An 18,957-nucleotide genomic window follows, 5' to 3' on the forward strand; every position below is an offset into this window, starting at 1 on the left:
TGCCTTTTGATATATTTAATATATAAAATATATTATAAAACTTGGTACTTGTTTGTGTATTCAGAAGGAGGTTTTTTTAAAAAAATAAAGTAAACGCTTACTTTGTATCAAGAAAAAGAAATGAGGATTTTAATGAACAAAAGACTTTTTGATAAACGTTGTCATTATAGCATTCGTAAATTTGCAATAGGTGCGGCATCTGTAATGATTGGGGCTAGTATATTTGGTATTTCTGCTGTACAAGCTGAGGAGGTGGATTCATCCAATGCTAAAACAGAAGAAACAACTGTTCATCAAGCTCAACCTTTAGATAAGCTTCCCGATGATGTGGTAGCTGCTATTGCAAAGGCTGATGAGAATGGTGGGCGTGAGTTTGTAAAACCAAAAGCTGAATCGGCAGAAGACAAAGTGACTAAGGATACAGAACCTACTACACCTACTAACGAGAGTAGTCGTGAATTGGTTAGTCCTAAAGGGGAAACTCCAAATAAAGTAGAAGAAGGAAACAAGGCTGATAACAAACAGAAATCTGAAGAGGCAAATCCAAAGCCTGTTGAATCTGCAGTAACAGCTGGAACAGAAGTGAAAGAGGATTCTAAAAAAACTTCTGAAAAGGACCAAGTGAAAGCAGACACAGAGATTAAACCTTCTTCTGAAAAATCGCAAGTGCTGTCTAGAGAGTCAAACAAAGCCGAAGTTGAAAAGGAAAAACAGCTATTATCGGAACGAAAACAAGATTTTAATAAAGATTGGTATTTTAAACTAAATGCCCAAGGAGATTTTTCAAAAAAAGATGTGGATGTTCATGATTGGTCTAAATTGAATCTTCCTCATGATTGGAGTATTTATTTTGACTTTGATCACAAGTCTCCCGCTCGTAATGAAGGTGGGCAGTTAAATGGTGGAACAGCTTGGTATCGTAAGACTTTCATATTAGACGAAGCAGACAAGAATAAGGATGTTCGTATCAATTTTGATGGGGTTTACATGGATTCAAAGGTCTATGTAAATGGTAAATTTGTCGGACATTATCCAAGTGGCTATAATCATTTTTCATATGATATCACAGAATTTTTAAACAAGGATGGTAGTGAAAATTCAATTACTGTTCAAGTGACCAATAAGCAACCAAGTAGTCGTTGGTATTCAGGAAGTGGGATTTATCGTGATGTAACCCTTAGTTATCATGATAAAGTCCATGTTGCCGAAAATGGTAATCATATAACTACTCCAAAACTTGCTGAGCAAAAAGAAGGGAATGTTGAAACACAGGTTCAAAGTAAGATTAAAAATACGGATAAGAAGGCTGCTAAAGTCTTTGTGGAACAACAAATTTTTACTAAGGAAGGTAAGGTTGTTTCAGAATTAGTCCGCTCTGAAACGAAGAATTTAGCAGAAAATGAAACTGCAGATTTCAGACAAACAATCCTAGTTAATAAACCAACTCTTTGGACGACAAAAAGTTATCATCCTCAACTGTATGTGTTGAAAACAAAGGTTTATAAAGAAGGTCAACTAGTTGATGTAACAGAAGATACATTTGGTTACCGTTATTTCAATTGGACTGCTAAGGAAGGTTTCTCTCTGAATGGTGAACGCATGAAATTCCACGGAGTAAGTATTCACCATGACAATGGAGCCTTGGGGGCAGAAGAGAATTATAAGGCTACCTATCGTAAATTAAAACTCTTGAAAGATATGGGGGTTAACTCTATTCGAACAACCCATAATCCAGCGAGTCCTCAGTTGCTTGATGCTGCAGCTAGTTTAGGTCTTTTGGTTCAAGAGGAAGCTTTTGATACTTGGTATGGTGGCAAGAAGACTTACGACTATGGACGGTTCTTTGATCAAGATGCAACTCATCCGGAGGCTAAGAAGGGTGAGAAGTGGTCTGATTTTGATCTCAGAACAATGGTAGAACGTGATAAGAACAATCCGTCTATCGTCATGTGGTCTCTTGGAAATGAAGTAGAGGAGGCAAATGGTAGTCCTCGTTCTATCGAAACTGCTAAACGCTTGAAGGCAGTTATCAAAGCGATTGATACTGAGCGTTATGTAACCATGGGGGAAAACAAATTTAGTCGTGCAGCGACAGGTGATTTCTTGAAACTCGCAGAAATTATGGATGCTGTCGGTATGAACTATGGTGAACGTAATTATGATGCTGTTCGTAGAGCGCATCCAGACTGGCTCATTTATGGTTCTGAAACCTCTTCAGCTACTAGGACGCGTGATTCTTATTATAACCCTGCTCAAATCCTTGGACATGACAATCGTCCAAATCGTCACTATGAACAATCTGACTATGGTAATGACCGTGTTGGATGGGGAAGAACAGCTACTGAATCATGGACTTTTGACCGTGATCGTGCTGGCTATGCTGGACAATTTATCTGGACAGGAATTGACTATATTGGAGAACCGACTCCATGGCATAACCAAGATAGTACACCTGTCAAGAGCTCTTACTTTGGTATTATTGATACAGCTGGTTTACCAAAGAATGATTTCTACCTTTACCGTAGTGAATGGTATAGTGCTAAAGAAAAGCCAACTGTTCGCATTTTACCACATTGGAACTGGACTGAAGAGACCCTTAAGGATCGCAAGATGCTGATTGATGGAAAGGTTCCGGTTCGTACCTTCTCAAATGCTGCAAGCGTCGAATTGTTCTTAAATGGAGAGTCGCTTGGTAAAAAGGAATTTACTAAGAAAAGGACAGAAGATGGACGTCCATATCATGAGGGAGCTAAACCAAGTGAATTGTATCTTGAGTGGCTTGTGAAATACCAACCAGGCACACTGACTGCGATTGCTCGAGATGAAAATGGCAACGAAATTGCGCGTGATAGTGTGACAACTGCTGGGGAGCCAGCAAGAGTTCGTCTGACTAAAGAAGAGCATGTTATCACTGCAGATGGAAAGGACCTATCCTACATCCATTATGAAATTGTTGATGGCGATGGTAATGTGGTTCCTACAGCTAACAATCTTGTTCATTTCAATCTTCATGGTCAGGGACAAATCGTTGGTGTGGATAATGGAGAACAAGCTAGTCGTGAACGCTACAAAGCTCAAGCAGATGGAACATGGCAAAGACGTGCTTTCAATGGTAAAGGGGTTGTCATTGTAAAATCAACAGAAAAAGAAGGTAAATTTACTCTTTATGCAGATTCTGCTGGTTTGACATCTGATAGCGCAACGGTCGCAACGGTGTCTGGTAAGAAAGAAAATCGTCACTTTGTAGCCTTTGCTCCTGTAAAAGCAACAACTGATGTGACGACAAATCCTGAATTACCTCAAACAGTAACAGCTATTTATAGTGACGGTAGTATTGAGGAAAAGACTGTAACTTGGGAAATGCCATCTGACTTGCTTACAAGCGCAGGTGAGAAAAAAGTATCTGGACGTGTAGAAGGTTTGGAAACCAAAGCTGAGGCACTTGTTAAAGTGATTGCTTTAGATAGATGGTTACCAAAAGTTGCTACAGTCCCAGTTGGAACGAATGCGGCTGATTTGGATAAAACGGTCACAGCTGTTCTGACAGATGGTAGCTTGATTGATACTGATGTTGTTTCTTGGACCTTGAAAGACCCTGCTGCTTTGAACAAGGAAGGTGGACGTACGGAGGCTACTGGTAAATTGGTAGATGACGACCGTGAAGTGACTGCAACCTTTATCGCAAGTAGTAAGGAAACAACAAGTAGCATTACAGGACTTACTGTTGGGGATAAAGCTCTTGAGAATTTTGAGTCTGGCAAGACCTATTACCGTGTATCCCTTCCTTACACTGCAACTATTCCAAGTGTTGGAGCTCAGACTACCGGATATCAAGTAACTGTTCAGCAAGCTTCTGCTGATAATGGTTATCAGGCTTCTGTCTTCTTGAGTGACCAAAAGGGTGACTTGGTTCAAACTTACTTAATTCAGTTTGTGAAGGAAGCTCCTGCTTTGAAACGTTTGGAAGTGGTTGTAGAAGGAAAAGAAACTGCCACTGAAGATCAAGTATTAACTTATCACGTCATTGGTCGTTATGAGGATGGTTCACAAACAGAGTTTTCGGCTTCAGATATTCACTTAGAAGCTAAATCATCTGATGGGGGACATCTTGAGGTGAATGGTCAGAATCTATTGCTCTATACTAAGGGAAGAGTGACTTTGACACCTCGAATCGATAATCAAACAGAGAAAACAGAATCTTTAACTACTGAAGTAGTGATTAAAGAAAATAAAGTTAACAAGAAGATTGTGAAACTGCATCCTGTATCTGTTTCTACAGACATCAATCAGCAACCGAATCTACCTAAAGAAGTTGGAGCAGAATTTGATAAGGGCTTGCCACGCAAAGTATCTGTAGCTTGGGATAAGGTAGATGAAAAAGAGTTGGGGCACTATCATAGCTTTACGCTTAAAGGACATGTGGAAGGCACAGATATTGAAGCTCAAGCGACTGTAACGGTTGAAGGATTGCAAGTTGCAGAGGAAATCAGCCTCACAGTACCTAAGGGTGAGACGGTTCAATTGCCAGCCAATGTCCGGACTTACCATTCTAACGGAACAACTATCTACAAAGATGTTGTTTGGGATCAGGTTCCAGCTAACTTTAGTCAAACTGAAGGGGTCTATGAAATCAATGGTCGTTTAGTAGGTAGCAATCTGACAACTAAAGCTCATGTTCGAGTGTCTAGTCAAGTGGTTGCTGGAAATAATATCTCTAAACAATGGACAGGTTCACAATTACCAGCTGCCATTGTATCCAATACAGGTGGAGATGATTCAGCCAATACCTTGAACGACTTGACTGTATCAAGAACGCCATCAGATACTAAAAATAGATGGACAACTTGGAGAACAAATACTGATAATGACTGGGCTTCTATCTTATTTGGTAATTCAGGAGACTTGACGAAACGTTTTGTCAACAATTTGTCGGTTGATTTCTATACTGATGGAGCAATTGGTCTTCCAAAAGAATATGTAGTTGAATATTATGTAGGTAAAGAAATTCCTGATTTACCAAGTGATGTCAGTCATGCGCAACGAGCTAGCAATCATCCATTTAACAATCCAGACAATTGGAAAGCAGTTGAAAACTTACATGCTCCAAGTCAGCTATCTGCAACTCAAACAAATCACTTCACATTTGACAAGGTAGAAACCTATGCTGTTCGTATTCGTATGAAGAAGGCTGATGGAACTTCAGGTGTTGGTCTGACAGAGCTAACTGTCCTTGGAAACAAGGTAGTAAGCTCTACAAGTTCAGAGATTTCTATCAAGGTAGATGGCAAGGATCTTGAACACTTTAATCCATCTAAGACCGATTACTATATTCCTCAATCTAGCAAAGAAATCACTGCAACAGCTAGCAATAATGGTTTGGTAACAGTTGTTCCTGCAACCAGTCCAAAAGGTGCAACACGTCTCATCTTAAAAGCAGAAGATGGTACGGTATTGAAAGAATATAGAATCTTCCGCAATGATGAGAGAGAAACTAGTCAACCTCTTGCTGCAGAAAATAGTGCTAAAATCTTGAATGTTGGAGATGCTCTTCAACTTCCTTCAGAAGTCACTGTTTATTACCCAACTTCAACTACTTGGACTACAGATAAACTGGCAGTGAAATGGGATGCTATTCCTGAACATGCAACAGAGCATGAGGGAACATTTGAAATTACCGGTCATGTCATTGGTACAAATCTAACGACTAAAATGCAGGTGACAGTTGTTTCTAAAGGAAATCAAGTCATTTCAGAAAATCCAAGCAACAATGAAACGGATTCTAAAGCCTTTGCTTCGACAACGAACGATACACAAGCAGCTTCACATGATCGAATTTTCTATATCAATGATGGAAAATACAATGAAGATGGACGTTGGACAAACTGGTCTCGTACTCCGAAAAATGAAGAAACTTCTGTCGGACTACTCTTTAAGAAGGACGGTAAAATTGCCACCCAATCTATTGGGAAAGTAGCCATTCAGTTCTTTAAAGATAGTGGCACAGATGCTCCAGAGAAAATGGTTCTAGAAAGATATATTGGTCCTGCTTTTACAGAACCAAGTACGATTTCTCGTTACGAAGAAAATGCCGATCATCCATTTAACAAGGCAGAAAATTGGGCACCAATTTCTTACAAAGCTTCTGGAGAATTAGTAGCTGGTAAACCAATCGAGTTTAACTTTGAACCGGTTCAAACGACAGCTATTCGTGCGCGCATGACTCGTAAGGCTACCACCAATGGTCTTGCACTTGTAGAATTTACAGCCTACTCTGCAGGCAAGGGATCAGAAGTGGAAACACCATCAGCGACTATTTCGATCGACGGAAAAGCATTGGAAAACTTTGATCCAAATGTGACAGATTACACTCTAACAACAATGGGTTCAAAACCAAAAGTCACTGCAACAACTAGTGGACATGGAGTAGTTACAGTTGTGGATTCTGGAAATGCCAATCTTCCAACACTGGTTCGTCTTGTTTCCAAAGATGGAAATCTGGTGAAAGAATATCGTTTACACTTTAAGTCTACCTTCCAAACAACACCAACAGAAGGCGTTAAGAACTTAGTAGCAGAAACTCCAAGTTTGGAAATTGAAAAGACTCCGCTTCCGTTTAAAGAAGTTATTCGTGAAAACCCTGAACTTGCTCAAGGTCAACGTCGTATCGTTTCTGAAGGACAAGATGGAGAAAAAGTTGACTATATTCAAGTATCAGGAACTACTAGAACTCTTGTTCATACTGAACAAAGAAAAGCTCAAGATCGTATTATTGAGGTAGGAGTAAAACCATCTATTTCAAATAGTAAGGGTGAGGAGCCTACGCCAGTCAACGAAGTTCCAGAATTCAAAGGCGGTGCTAACTTTGTAGAAGCAGCAGTCAACGAAGTTCCAGAATACACAGGAATTCTTGCCACTGTAGGAGATCAAGCAGCACCAAGCGTTGAGAAACCTGAATTTAAGGGTGGTGTTAATGCTGTAATGGCTCTAGAACATAAACTTCCAGAGTACCGTGGTGTTCTAGCCACAGTAGGTGACCAACCAGCACCGACAGTAGAAAAACCAGAGTTTAAGCTAAGTTCATTAGACAAGGCTCAAACTCAAGCAGCGCCAGTTCAAGTTGCCAAGGAAGACAAGAGATTACCAGAAACTGGTGAGGGAGAATCTGAGACAGCCCTCTTCTTGGCAGGTGTTACCTTGGCCTTGTCAGCAGCCTTATTAACTGCAAAACGCAAAGAGGATTAGTCTGTTCATTTAATACCAGATTAGTAGAAGATAAAAAATGAATCGATTACTTTCGTGTTTGGACGAAAGGAGAGTAGAGGGGCTTTGTCCCCTCTTTTTCTATATGAACGAATAGATTTATGTTCAAGATGCAAGGTGTATAGACTTTATAGTATAATGAATAGAGAGGAAAATAACGATGAAAGTGATTGATCAAACTTTACTAGAAAAAGTCATTGTGGAACGGTCTCGTCACAGTCATAAGGGAGATTTCGGTCGTCTGCTCTTGCTGGGAGGAACCTATCCTTATGGAGGTGCTATCATCATGTCAGCCATTGCAGCTGTAAAAAGCGGCGCTGGTTTGGTGACTGTTGGCACGGATAAGGAGAATATTCCGGCTCTGTACAGTCATTTACCTGAGGCCATGGCATTTTCTCTTCAAGACCAGCAATTGTTAAAAGAACAGTTAGTAAAGGCAGAAGTTGTCTTGTTAGGTCCGGGTTTGCGAGAGGATGCATTTGGAGAAGAACTCGTAAAACGGGTCTTTGACAGCCTTAGAAAAGACCAGATTTTGATTGCAGATGGCGGTGCTTTGGGCATCTTAGCAAACGGCCAGTTACCGTTTCCTTCCAGTCAGCTCATCCTAACTCCCCACCAAAAGGAATGGGAAAGATTATCTGGTACAGCTCTTGACCATCAAAATACAGAGACGACTGCTAGGGCTCTTTCATCTTTTCCACAAGGAACGATTCTAGTCGAGAAGGGGCCAGCAACTCGTATCTGGCAAGCTGGCAAACCTGAATACTATCAGTTACAGGTTGGAGGCCCCTATCAAGCAAGTGGGGGAATGGGAGATACACTGGCTGGAATGATTGCAGGATTTGCAGGCCAATTCCGACAGGCCAGTCTCTATGAACGTGTGGTGGTAGCGACTCATCTGCACTCAGCCATTGCCCAAGAACTAGCTCAAGAACACTATGTGGTTTTACCAAGTCAGATTAGCTGTGAAATTCCAAAAACAATGAAAAAAATATCCCAAAAAGGCAATTGAAATCTTAATTGCCTTTTTTATGTTTTCACAGCTGATTTATTTTTCTGGTAAGATTTTTAAATACCTCAGAACCAGCAACCAACTGCTGAACTTACGAAAAATTCTCACTTTTAAGGTCTTGATTTTTTATTAAACTCACAAATGAAGCAAGATTGTTAACAAAGTTGAGGGGTGTCAAATCATGCTTTTTTTGATATAATTTTTAATGATGAATGCGAGAAATGATCGGTATGTGGTCGTTGATTTAGAGGCGACCAGCACCGGAAGCAAGGCAAAAATTATTCAAGTAGGCATTGTGGTGATTGAGAATGGTGACATCATCGATCAGTATGCGACTGATGTCAATCCCCACGAACCCTTGGATTCTCATATCAAAGAATTAACGGGTCTGACCGATCAGCGTTTGGCTGCGGCACCAGAGTTTTCTCAGGTGGCCGGAAAAATTTTTGAATTGGTTAAGGACGGTATTTTTGTTGCGCATAATGTACAGTTTGATGCTAACCTTCTTGCAGAATTCCTCTTTTTTGAAGGATATGAATTGCGTACACCGCGGGTGGATACAGTTGAGCTTGCCCAAGTTCTATATCCTCAGTTTGAAAAATACAATCTAGGTATCCTTTGTCAAGAGTTGGGCATTGAGCTGGAACATGCCCATACTGCCCTGTCTGATGCTCAGGCAACAGCTGAACTCTTGCTTTACATGCGTCAAAAACTTTTTGAGCTACCTAAAGGGCTCTTAGAAAGCTTGTTAAACCTTGCAGACAACCTTCTCTATGAAAGTTATCTGGTGATTGAGGAGGTCTATCAGCAACAATCTCTCTTGTCTTTACCGGACTTGATGGAACTTCATGGGCTTTTTCTCAGAAAGGAAAGCAAAGGCTTAGTCCCACGAAAGTTATCCAAAGATTTTGCTAAAAATATTTCTTTATTGGGGCTGGAGGAGCGTCCGCAACAGTTGGAATTTGCGGAGAAGGTTGAGCACTTATTGGAAGAACACCAGACTTCTTTTATCCAAGCTCAAACGGGACTGGGCAAGACTTATGGTTATCTCCTCCCAGCTTTGAACTCGGAGAGTCAAGCAGGGATTTTAGTGAGTGTTCCGACCAAAATTCTTCAAAATCAGATCATGCAAGAAGAAGGTCAGCGTTTAAAAGAGGTTTTCCATCTGGAAATCCATAGTCTCAAGGGGCCTCAAAATTACTTGAAATTGGATGCCTTTCACCAAGTCCTCCATCGACCGGAGTCCAATCGTCTATTTACTCGCTTTAAAATGCAACTGCTCATCTGGCTAACGGAGACAGATACTGGTGATTTGGACGAAATCGGGCAGCTTTATCGCTACCAGCATTTTCTGCCGGAACTAGTCCACGATGGCAAGCTTTCAAAGAAAAGTTTATTTGCTACAGAGGATTTTTGGAAACGAGGGCAGGAAAAGGCCGAGACCAGTCGTGTTCTTCTGACCAATCATGCCTATCTGGTCACTCGTTTGGAAGACAATCCCGAGTTTGTCGACAATCGTTTGGTGATTTTGGATGAAGCTCAAAAAATGCTGCTAGCTCTCGAAAATCTAGCCCAGCAGGCTTATCGCCTAGAGGATCTTGTAACTCAAATTGAAAAGTCCTTAGAGTCAGAGGAAGATTTGGTTCAGAAACGCTTGCTTGAGAGTATCGGCTTTGAATGTCGTTACTTGATGGAGCACTATCAGTCAGGCCTTAAGAATGGAAAGTGGTTGGATTCTCTCGAAGAGTTGCGCCAGCATTTTTCGGAGTTAGCTCTCCCAGAGTATCGAGAGCTTGCAAACTTTTTCACCTCGGACCGTGAATTTTGGCTTGCTACAGCAGAGAAATCGAGCAAGGATGTCTTGATTTGTTCTAGTAAAAAAGGCCGCTTTATACTAGCAGACTTATTGCCAGAAGATTGTAGGCTCCTAGGAGTATCGGCTACTCTTGAAATCAGCAATCGGGTTTCCCTAGCAGATTTATTGGGATTTCCGGATGCTCCACTTGTTAGGCTTGATGTAGCAAAACAGGAGCAACAAGAAGTCTTTCTAGTCAATGATTTTCCTCTTGTGACAGAAGTTTCGCCTGTTGACTATGCTAGTGAAGTGGCTTCTGTCATTCGAAGCTTACAAGCCTTTCAAGAACCCTTATTGGTTTTGTTTACCTCAAAAGAGATGTTGCTGGCAGTTTCGGACCTGCTAGACCAACCGCATCTAGCTCAGTATAAAAATGGGGAACCAAGCCAACTGAAAAAACGTTTTGAAAAAGGCGAACGCCAGATCTTGCTTGGAACAGGTAGTTTCTGGGAAGGAGTTGATTTTTCAACCCATCCTTGCGTGATCCAAGTGATTCCGAGATTGCCTTTCCAAAATCCCCAAGAACCGTTAACCAAAAAATTAAACCAAGAACTGCGTCAAGAAGGGAAGAATCCTTTCTATGATTATCAGTTACCGATGGCGATCATTCGACTAAAGCAAGCCCTTGGTCGTACTGTTAGACGATCTGACCAAGGTTCGATTGCTCTAATCTTAGACAGTCGTGTCGTTAGCAAGCGTTACGGCAAACAAATCGCTCAGGCCTTGTCAAAAGAAAGGGCTGTTCAGGTTCTTTCTAGAGAACAGCTAGAGCCTGCTGTAGCTGATTTTCTCCAATCTCGTCGCAATAGAATGAAAGAAAAATCCCAGAAAGAGAAAAGGTAAAAAATATGAAACGTTCCTTCGACTCTCGAGTCGATTATAGCCTCCTCCTACCAGTGTTTTGTTTACTGGTGATTGGAGTAGTGGCCATTTATATAGCAGTTAGTCATGACTATCCAAATAATGTATTACCAATTCTAGGTCAGCAAATCGCTTGGATTGCCTTGGGCCTTGTCATTGGTTTTGTGGTCATGTTCTTTAATACCGAATTTTTATGGAAGGTGACTCCCTATCTTTATGATCTAGGGCTAGCTTTGATGGTCCTACCTCTTGTTTTCTACAATCCAAATCTTGTAGCGTCAACAGGTGCCAAGAACTGGGTATCGATTGGTGGAACGACACTTTTTCAGCCATCGGAGTTCATGAAGATTTCCTATATCTTGATGTTGGCTCGAGCCATTGTAAGATTCACTCAAAAACACAAGGAATGGCGACGAACTATTCCCTTGGATTTCCTATTGATTGGTTGGATGATTGCCTTTACCATACCAGTCTTGATCCTCTTAGCCCTACAAAGTGACTTGGGGACTGCCTTGGTCTTTGTAGCTATTTTTTCCGGTATGGTTCTCCTTTCAGGTGTTTCGTGGAAGATTATCATTCCGGTTTTTGCGACAGGGGTGACTGCAGTTGTAGGTTTTATGGCCATCTTTATAAGCAAGGATGGGCGTGCCTTCTTGCATCAGATTGGGATGCCAACTTACCAGATCAACCGCATCTTGGCTTGGCTCAATCCCTTTGACTTCGCGCAAACAACGACTTACCAACAGGCGCAGGGACAAATTGCGATTGGAAGTGGTGGCTTGTTTGGGCAAGGTTTCAATGTGTCCAATCTCCTCATTCCAGTACGTGAAAGTGATATGATTTTTACGGTGATTGCTGAAGATTTTGGCTTCATTGGTTCGGTCTTTGTCGTTGCCCTGTACTTACTTCTCATCTATCGGATGTTGAAGATTACTCTCAGGTCAAATAACCAGTTCTACACCTACATTTCGACTGGTTTTATCATGATGTTGCTCTTCCATATCTTTGAAAATATCGGCGCTGTGACAGGCTTACTTCCTTTGACAGGGATTCCTCTACCATTTATTTCTCAAGGTGGATCCGCAATTATTAGTAACCTCATCGGTGTCGGTCTCCTCTTGTCTATGAGTTACCAGACAAACCTAGCAGAAGAGAAAAGTGGAAAAGTTCCATTCAAACGAAAGAAAGTCGTCCTAAAACAAATCAAATAAGGAGGTCACTATGGCAAAAGTAGCAGTTATTTTAGCCCAGGGTTTTGAAGAAATTGAAGCCTTGACAGTAGTCGATGTCTTGCGTCGAGCAAACATTTCATGTGATATGGTAGGATTTGAAGAGCAGGTGACAGGGTCACATGACATTCAGGTAAAAGCTGATCGTGTTTTTGATGGTGGTTTGTCCGATTATGACTTGGTCGTTCTTCCAGGAGGTATGCCAGGATCAGCTCACCTACGAGATAATCAAGCGCTTATTTCACAGATTAAAGCCTTTGACCAAGCAGGAAAGAAAATTGCTGCCATCTGTGCAGCCCCAATCGCCCTCCATCAAGCAGGTGTCCTGAAAGACAAACACTTTACTTGTTATGACGGAATTCAGGAGCAAATTACTGACGGAATTTATCAAAAGCAAACGGTGGTTGTAGATGGTAATCTAATAACTAGCCGAGGACCGTCAACCGCACTTGCCTTTGCCTATAAGCTCGTAGAGCAATTAGGAGGAGACGCCGAAAGTTTACGAGACGGCATGCTCTATCGAGATGTCTTTGGAAACAAACAGTAAGACGAGAGTTCGGCTCTCGTTTTTTAATTTACTCCATGTCTAAAAAATGTTTCATATGATTGTCTTGCGATTTTATATCAAACTTTTATAAATCAATCAAGCTTCGTCTAGTATAAGAAGGAAATCTATCTCTAGAAATGTTAGTGTTTTCAAGTTGTTAGATAGAATACTTCAGATTGTTACTGAAATCAATAGATTCATGAAAAAGATATAATATTCAATAAATGCTATATTAAAAGGTCTTATCATGCGAATTAATCTGCTTGTATTAATTTGAAATATAAAGTACTTTCTCTGTAATATAATTGAAACGTGTTACTAGTATATTAAAATTAGTAAGAATTTTTTGCATATACGAAACTGGGGGAGTGATATGTTGGAAACTTTCGGAAAAATATTCAAAGTCATTAGAGAATCAAAAAAAATGTCCCTGAAAGAGGTGGCTGCTGGTGATATTTCCGTGGCTCAGCTATCCCGTTTTGAAAGGGGAGTCAATGGGATCACACTTGATTCTTTTTATTGTTGTTTAAAAAATATGGCTGTTTCCCTAGAGGAGTTTCAGTATGTTTACCATAATTACATTGATTCAGATGATGTGCTGTTCTCAAAAAAAGTAGCTGATGCATATCAGGAAAACAATGTTGTCAAGCTCCAGAATATTTTGTCTAGCTCAGAAGCTTTGACCGAACAGTTTCCTGAGAAGAAAAACTATAAACTCAATACGATCATTGTCAGAGCTCTTCTGTCTTCCTGTTGCCCAGATTTTCAGATTAGCAAGAAGGATATAGAATTTCTGACGGATCATCTCTTTTCTGTTGAGGAGTGGGGGCGTTATGAACTCTGGCTCTTTACAAACAGTGTTGATTTGATGACCTTGGAAACGCTGGAAACCTTCGCTAGTGAGATGATCAATCGTACCCAGTTTTATAACAACCTACCTGAAAATCGCCGCCGTATTATCAAGATGCTACTTAATGTCATTAGCGTCTGTATAGAAGGAAACCATCTGCTAGTTGCTATGAGGTTTCTCAATTATCTCGATCACTCTAAAATTCCTGAAACAGATCTATATGATCGAACGCTGATTAAGTATCATCGGGCTCTGTATGCCTACAAGGTTGGGAATACTAATGCTCTCAGTGACATCGAGCAATGCCTATCTTTTTTTGAATTTTTAGATTCCTTTGGTGTTGCCCAAAAACTTAAAGAACAGTTTGAAAGAATTTGCCTTTCATAGTTGTAGATGTGCAACAAAAAATGATCATTTTGAAAAATATACTAGAATAAGGGCATAACTTTATACTAAATTCAGAAGGAGGCTTTATGATGGAGAAAAAGATTCATTATAAGATGCATAAAGTTAAGAAAAACTGGGTAGCCATTGCTTTGACTACCTTGGCCCTTATTGTAGCACCAAAGGTACTTGGTCTAGAACCAGGCGTTGTCCATGCGGATGATGTAAAGCAGGTTGTAGTTCAAGAACCTGCTACAGCTCAGACTAGTGGTCCGGGTCAGCAAACTCCAGCCCAAGCTAAAATAGCATCTGAGCAAGAAGCAGAAAAAGCAACCCCTGCAGACAAGGTGACAGGCGATGCTACTGCTAGTGATAAGTCTGCTAAACCAGCAGAAAATACAGAAGCAACAGTTCAAACCAATGCTCAAGAGCCTGCTAAACCAGCAGATACGAAAGAAGCATCTACAGAAAAGGCTGCTGTTGCTGAAGAAGTTAAAGCTGCTAATGCAATCACAGAAACTCCTAAAACAGAAGTAGCAGAGCAGAATAAACAAGCAGGGCCAACAACTGCCCAAGACCAAGAAGGCGACAAACGAGAAAAAACGGCTGTTGCAGACAAGATTGTTGCAAATCCAAAGGTTGCAAAGAAAGATCGCTTGCCCGAACCTGCTCAAAAACAAGGAGCAGTAGCTGAAAGAATGGTAGCAGATCAGGCTCAACCTGCACCTGTAAATGCTGACCATGATGATGATGTCCTATCTCATATTAAGACCATTGATGGTAAAAATTACTATGTTCAGGACGATGGTACAGTTAAAAAGAACTTTGCAGTTGAACTTAATGGTAGAATACTTTATTTTGATGCAGAAACTGGTGCCTTAGTTGATTCAAATGAATATCAGTTCCAACAAGGAACCAGCAGTCTCAATAATGAATTCTCCCAAAAGAATGCTTTCTATGGTACGACTGACAAGGATATTGAAACTGTAGACGGTTATTTGACAGCAGATAGCTGGTATCGTCCAAAGTTCATCTTAAAAGATGGAAAAACATGGACGGCATCGACAGAAACAGACTTACGTCCTCTTTTGATGGCTTGGTGGCCTGATAAACGTACTCAGATTAATTACCTCAACTATATGAACCAGCAAGGTCTGGGAGCAGGTGCTTTTGAAAACAAAGTTGAACAAGCTCTCCTGACAGGAGCTTCTCAGCAGGTTCAGCGCAAAATTGAGGAAAAAATTGGTAAAGAAGGCGATACCAAATGGTTGAGAACGCTGATGGGTGCCTTTGTCAAAACCCAGCCAAACTGGAATATCAAGTCAGAGTCTGAAACAACTGGTACTAAAAAGGACCACTTGCAGGGTGGAGCTTTGCTTTATACTAATAATGAGAAGAGCTCTCATGCTGACTCTAAGTTCCGTCTGCTTAACCGTACCCCTACTAGTCAAACAGGTACACCTAAGTACTTCATTGACAAGTCAAACGGTGGTTATGAGTTCTTGCTCTCTAGCGACTTTGACAATTCTAATCCAGCTGTTCAGGCCGAACAACTCAACTGGTTGCATTTTATGATGAACTTTGGAAGCATCGTAGCCAATGATCCGACTGCTAATTTTGATGGAGTTCGTGTCGATGCGGTGGACAATGTCAACGCAGACTTGCTCCAAATCGCATCTGACTACTTCAAGTCTCGCTACAAGGTTGGAGAAAGTGAAGAAGAAGCTATTAAGCATTTGTCTATCTTGGAAGCTTGGTCTGATAACGATCCTGACTACAACAAAGATACTAAGGGTGCTCAACTAGCAATTGACAACAAGCTACGCTTGTCCTTGCTTTATTCATTCATGCGTAATCTATCTATCCGTAGCGGAGTAGAGCCAACGATTACAAATAGTCTAAATGACCGTTCTTCTGAAAAGAAAAATGGCGAACGAATGGCTAACTATATCTTTGTTCGGGCTCATGATAGTGAAGTACAAACTGTTATTGCCGACATCATTCGAGAAAATATCAATCCAAATACGGATGGTTTGACCTTTACCATGGATGAACTCAAGCAAGCCTTCAAGATCTACAACGAAGATATGCGCAAGGCGGACAAGAAATATACGCAGTTCAACATCCCAACTGCTCATGCTCTCATGCTCTCCAATAAAGACTCTATCACTCGGGTCTACTATGGTGATCTCTATACCGATGATGGTCAATACATGGAGAAAAAATCTCCTTACCACGACGCTATCGATGCCTTGTTGCGTGCTCGTATTAAGTATGTAGCAGGTGGACAAGACATGAAAGTCACTTATATGGGTGTACCTCGTGAGGCTGATAAATGGTCTTACAATGGTATTTTGACTTCTGTGCGCTACGGTACGGGTGCTAATGAAGCAACAGATGAAGGAACAGCAGAAACTCGTACTCAAGGGATGGCTGTTATTGCTTCTAACAACCCTAACCTGAAACTGAACGAATGGGATAAACTGCAAGTCAATATGGGAGCAGCCCACAAGAATCAATACTATCGCCCTGTGCTTTTGACGACCAAAGATGGCATTTCCCGCTATCTAACTGACGAAGAAGTGCCGCAATCGCTCTGGAAGAAGACAGATGCTAATGGTGTTTTGACCTTTGATATGAATGATATCGCAGGCTACAGCAATGTCCAAGTTTCTGGATATCTGGCTGTTTGGGTACCAGTTGGCGCTAAGGCAGATCAGGATGCTCGTACAACAGCAAGCAAGAAGAAAAATGCTAGTGGTCAAGTTTACGAATCTAGCGCAGCCCTTGATTCTCAGTTGATTTACGAAGGCTTCTCTAACTTCCAAGACTTTGCAACCCGCGATGACCAATATACCAATAAAGTCATTGCTAAAAATGTCAACCTCTTCAAGGAATGGGGAGTAACTTCATTTGAGCTACCACCTCAGTATGTATCTAGCCAAGACGGTACCTTCTTAGATTCTATCATTCAGAATGGTTATGCCTTTGAAGACCGCTACGATATGGCAATGAGCAAGAACAATAAATATGGTTCTCTAAAAGATTTGCTCAATGCTCTTCGTGCGCTTCACAGTGTCAATATCCAAGCCATCGCGGACTGGGTACCAGACCAAATCTATAACCTACCAGGTAAGGAAGTAGTAACAGCAACACGTGTCAACAACTATGGAACCTACCGTGAAGGCGCAGAAATTAAGGAAAAACTCTATGTAGCTAATAGTAAGACCAATGGGACTGATTTCCAAGGTAAGTACGGTGGAGCCTTCTTAGATGAACTCAAAGCTAAATATCCAGAAATCTTTGAACGAGTACAGATTTCCAATGGTCAAAAGATGACAACAGATGAGAAGATTACCAAGTGGTCGGCTAAGTACTTCAATGGTACCAATATCTTAGGTCGTGGTGCTTACTATGTTCTTAAAGACTGGGCTAGCAACGACTATCTCACTAACAAAAATGGTGAGGTGGTATTGCCTAAGCAATTAGTTAATAAGAATGCTTACACAGGATTTGTTAGTGATGCCAATGGTACTAAGTTCTATTCAACTAGTGGTTATCAAGCTAAAAATTCCTTTATCCAAGATGAAAATGGAAATTGGTATTACTTCGATAAACGAGGCTATCTTGTAACAGGTGCTCATGAAATTGATGGCAAGCACGTTTATTTCTTGAAGAATGGTATTCAACTTCGTGATTCTATCCGTGAAGATGAAAATGGTAATCAGTACTACTATGATCAAACTGGTGCCCAAGTTCTCAACCGTTACTACACTACTGATGGTGAAAACTGGCGTTACTTTGATGCCAAGGGTGTTATGGCTCGAGGTCTTGTCAAGATAGGAGATGGACAGCAATTCTTTGATGAAAACGGCTATCAGGTTAAGGGCAAGATTGTGAGTGCTAAGGATGGCAAACTTCGTTACTTTGACAAGGATTCAGGAAATGCTGTTATTAATCGTTTTGCTCAGGGTGATAACCCAAGTGATTGGTACTATTTCGGAGCAGATGGAGTTGCTGTGACAGGCCTTCAGAAGATTGGCAAACAAACACTTTACTTTGACCAAGATGGTAAGCAAGTCAAGGGTAAAATCGTGACACTTTCAGATAAGAGTATCCGTTACTTTGATGCCAATTCAGGAGAAATGGCAGTCGGCAAGTTTGCAGAAGGTGCCAAGAGCGAATGGTATTACTTTGACCAAACTGGTAAAGCAGTGACAGGTCTTCAAAAGATTGGTCAACAAACACTTTACTTTGACCAAGATGGCAAGCAAGTTAAGGGTAAAATCGTGACACGTTCAGATAAGAGTATCCGTTACTTTGATGCCAACTCAGGGGAAATGGCAGTCGGCAAGTTTGCAGAAGGTGCCAAGAACGAATGGTATTACTTTGACCAAACTGGTAAAGCAGTGACAGGCTTGCAGCAGGTTGGTCAACAGACTCTCTATTTCACGCAAGATGGCAAGCAAGTCAAAGGAAAAGTTGTTGATGTGAATGGAGTTAGTCGATATTTCGATGCCAATTCAGGGGATATGGCTCGAAGCAAATGGATTCAACTTGAAGATGGAAGTTGGATGTATTTTGACCGCGATGGTAGAGGTCAAAACTTCGGAAGAAACTAATCGAATGTAGCTCAATAAAAATCAAACTTTATCTGATGATATACAAAAACGATAACTCCTTTAAAGGACGTTATCGTTTTTTGCCTGTTTGGAGAATAAATGACAATTGAAAAGAAAGATGGAATCATTGGAAACTGAAATGAATTAACAAGAGATTCCATATTGGAATAATCTTTTTCTGCTCTCTAATGTGGTATTCAAAGCAATGAGGATTCTATTTTTAAAGTTTGGAAATCCAAAAGCGTTTCGTTTGCGAATAATGACGCGGTTGTTAGTAATTTCTATTTTTAAATTTGTACATTTGAGAGAAGAAAGATTTTGCTTGATTATTCATGGA

General features: G+C 40.8%; 7 protein-coding genes. All 7 read left to right on the forward strand.

The annotated features are described in order from the left end of the window. Positions 1–132: 132 nt before the first annotated feature. The 7 genes from O3652_RS00740 to O3652_RS00770 all read left to right on the forward strand — a co-directional run bounded on the left by O3652_RS00740 (position 133) and on the right by O3652_RS00770 (position 18,620). On the forward strand, positions 133–7,242 hold the full coding sequence (locus tag O3652_RS00740; RefSeq protein ID WP_371589981.1) for an SIALI-17 repeat-containing surface protein: 7,110 nt from the start codon (positions 133–135) through the stop codon (positions 7,240–7,242). A gap of 178 nt (positions 7,243–7,420) precedes the next feature. Continuing rightward, positions 7,421–8,272, forward strand: a complete 852-nt coding sequence (locus tag O3652_RS00745; RefSeq protein WP_071851358.1) for an NAD(P)H-hydrate dehydratase — start codon at positions 7,421–7,423, stop codon at positions 8,270–8,272. A 208-nt stretch (positions 8,273–8,480) separates the two neighbouring features. Beyond that, on the forward strand, positions 8,481–10,970 hold the full coding sequence (locus tag O3652_RS00750) for a bifunctional DnaQ family exonuclease/ATP-dependent helicase (protein WP_371590082.1): 2,490 nt from the start codon (positions 8,481–8,483) through the stop codon (positions 10,968–10,970). A gap of 5 nt (positions 10,971–10,975) precedes the next feature. Continuing rightward, positions 10,976–12,199, forward strand: coding sequence for an FtsW/RodA/SpoVE family cell cycle protein (locus O3652_RS00755; protein ID WP_371589982.1), 1,224 nt, complete (start codon positions 10,976–10,978; stop codon positions 12,197–12,199). Between the two features lie 10 nt (positions 12,200–12,209). After that, the gene (locus tag O3652_RS00760) at positions 12,210–12,764 is read left to right on the forward strand and encodes a DJ-1 family glyoxalase III (RefSeq protein WP_371589983.1); all 555 of its coding nucleotides are present in this window, start codon (positions 12,210–12,212) and stop codon (positions 12,762–12,764) included. A 373-nt stretch (positions 12,765–13,137) separates the two neighbouring features. Continuing rightward, the gene (locus O3652_RS00765) at positions 13,138–14,001 is read left to right on the forward strand and encodes a helix-turn-helix domain-containing protein (protein ID WP_000894364.1); all 864 of its coding nucleotides are present in this window, start codon (positions 13,138–13,140) and stop codon (positions 13,999–14,001) included. 86 nt (positions 14,002–14,087) lie between these two features. Further along, positions 14,088–18,620, forward strand: a complete 4,533-nt coding sequence (locus O3652_RS00770; RefSeq protein ID WP_371589984.1) for a glycoside hydrolase family 70 protein — start codon at positions 14,088–14,090, stop codon at positions 18,618–18,620. Positions 18,621–18,957 lie beyond the last annotated feature (337 nt).

This window comes from Streptococcus sp. 27098_8_23 (assembly GCF_041432195.1).
GTDB lineage: Bacteria > Bacillota > Bacilli > Lactobacillales > Streptococcaceae > Streptococcus.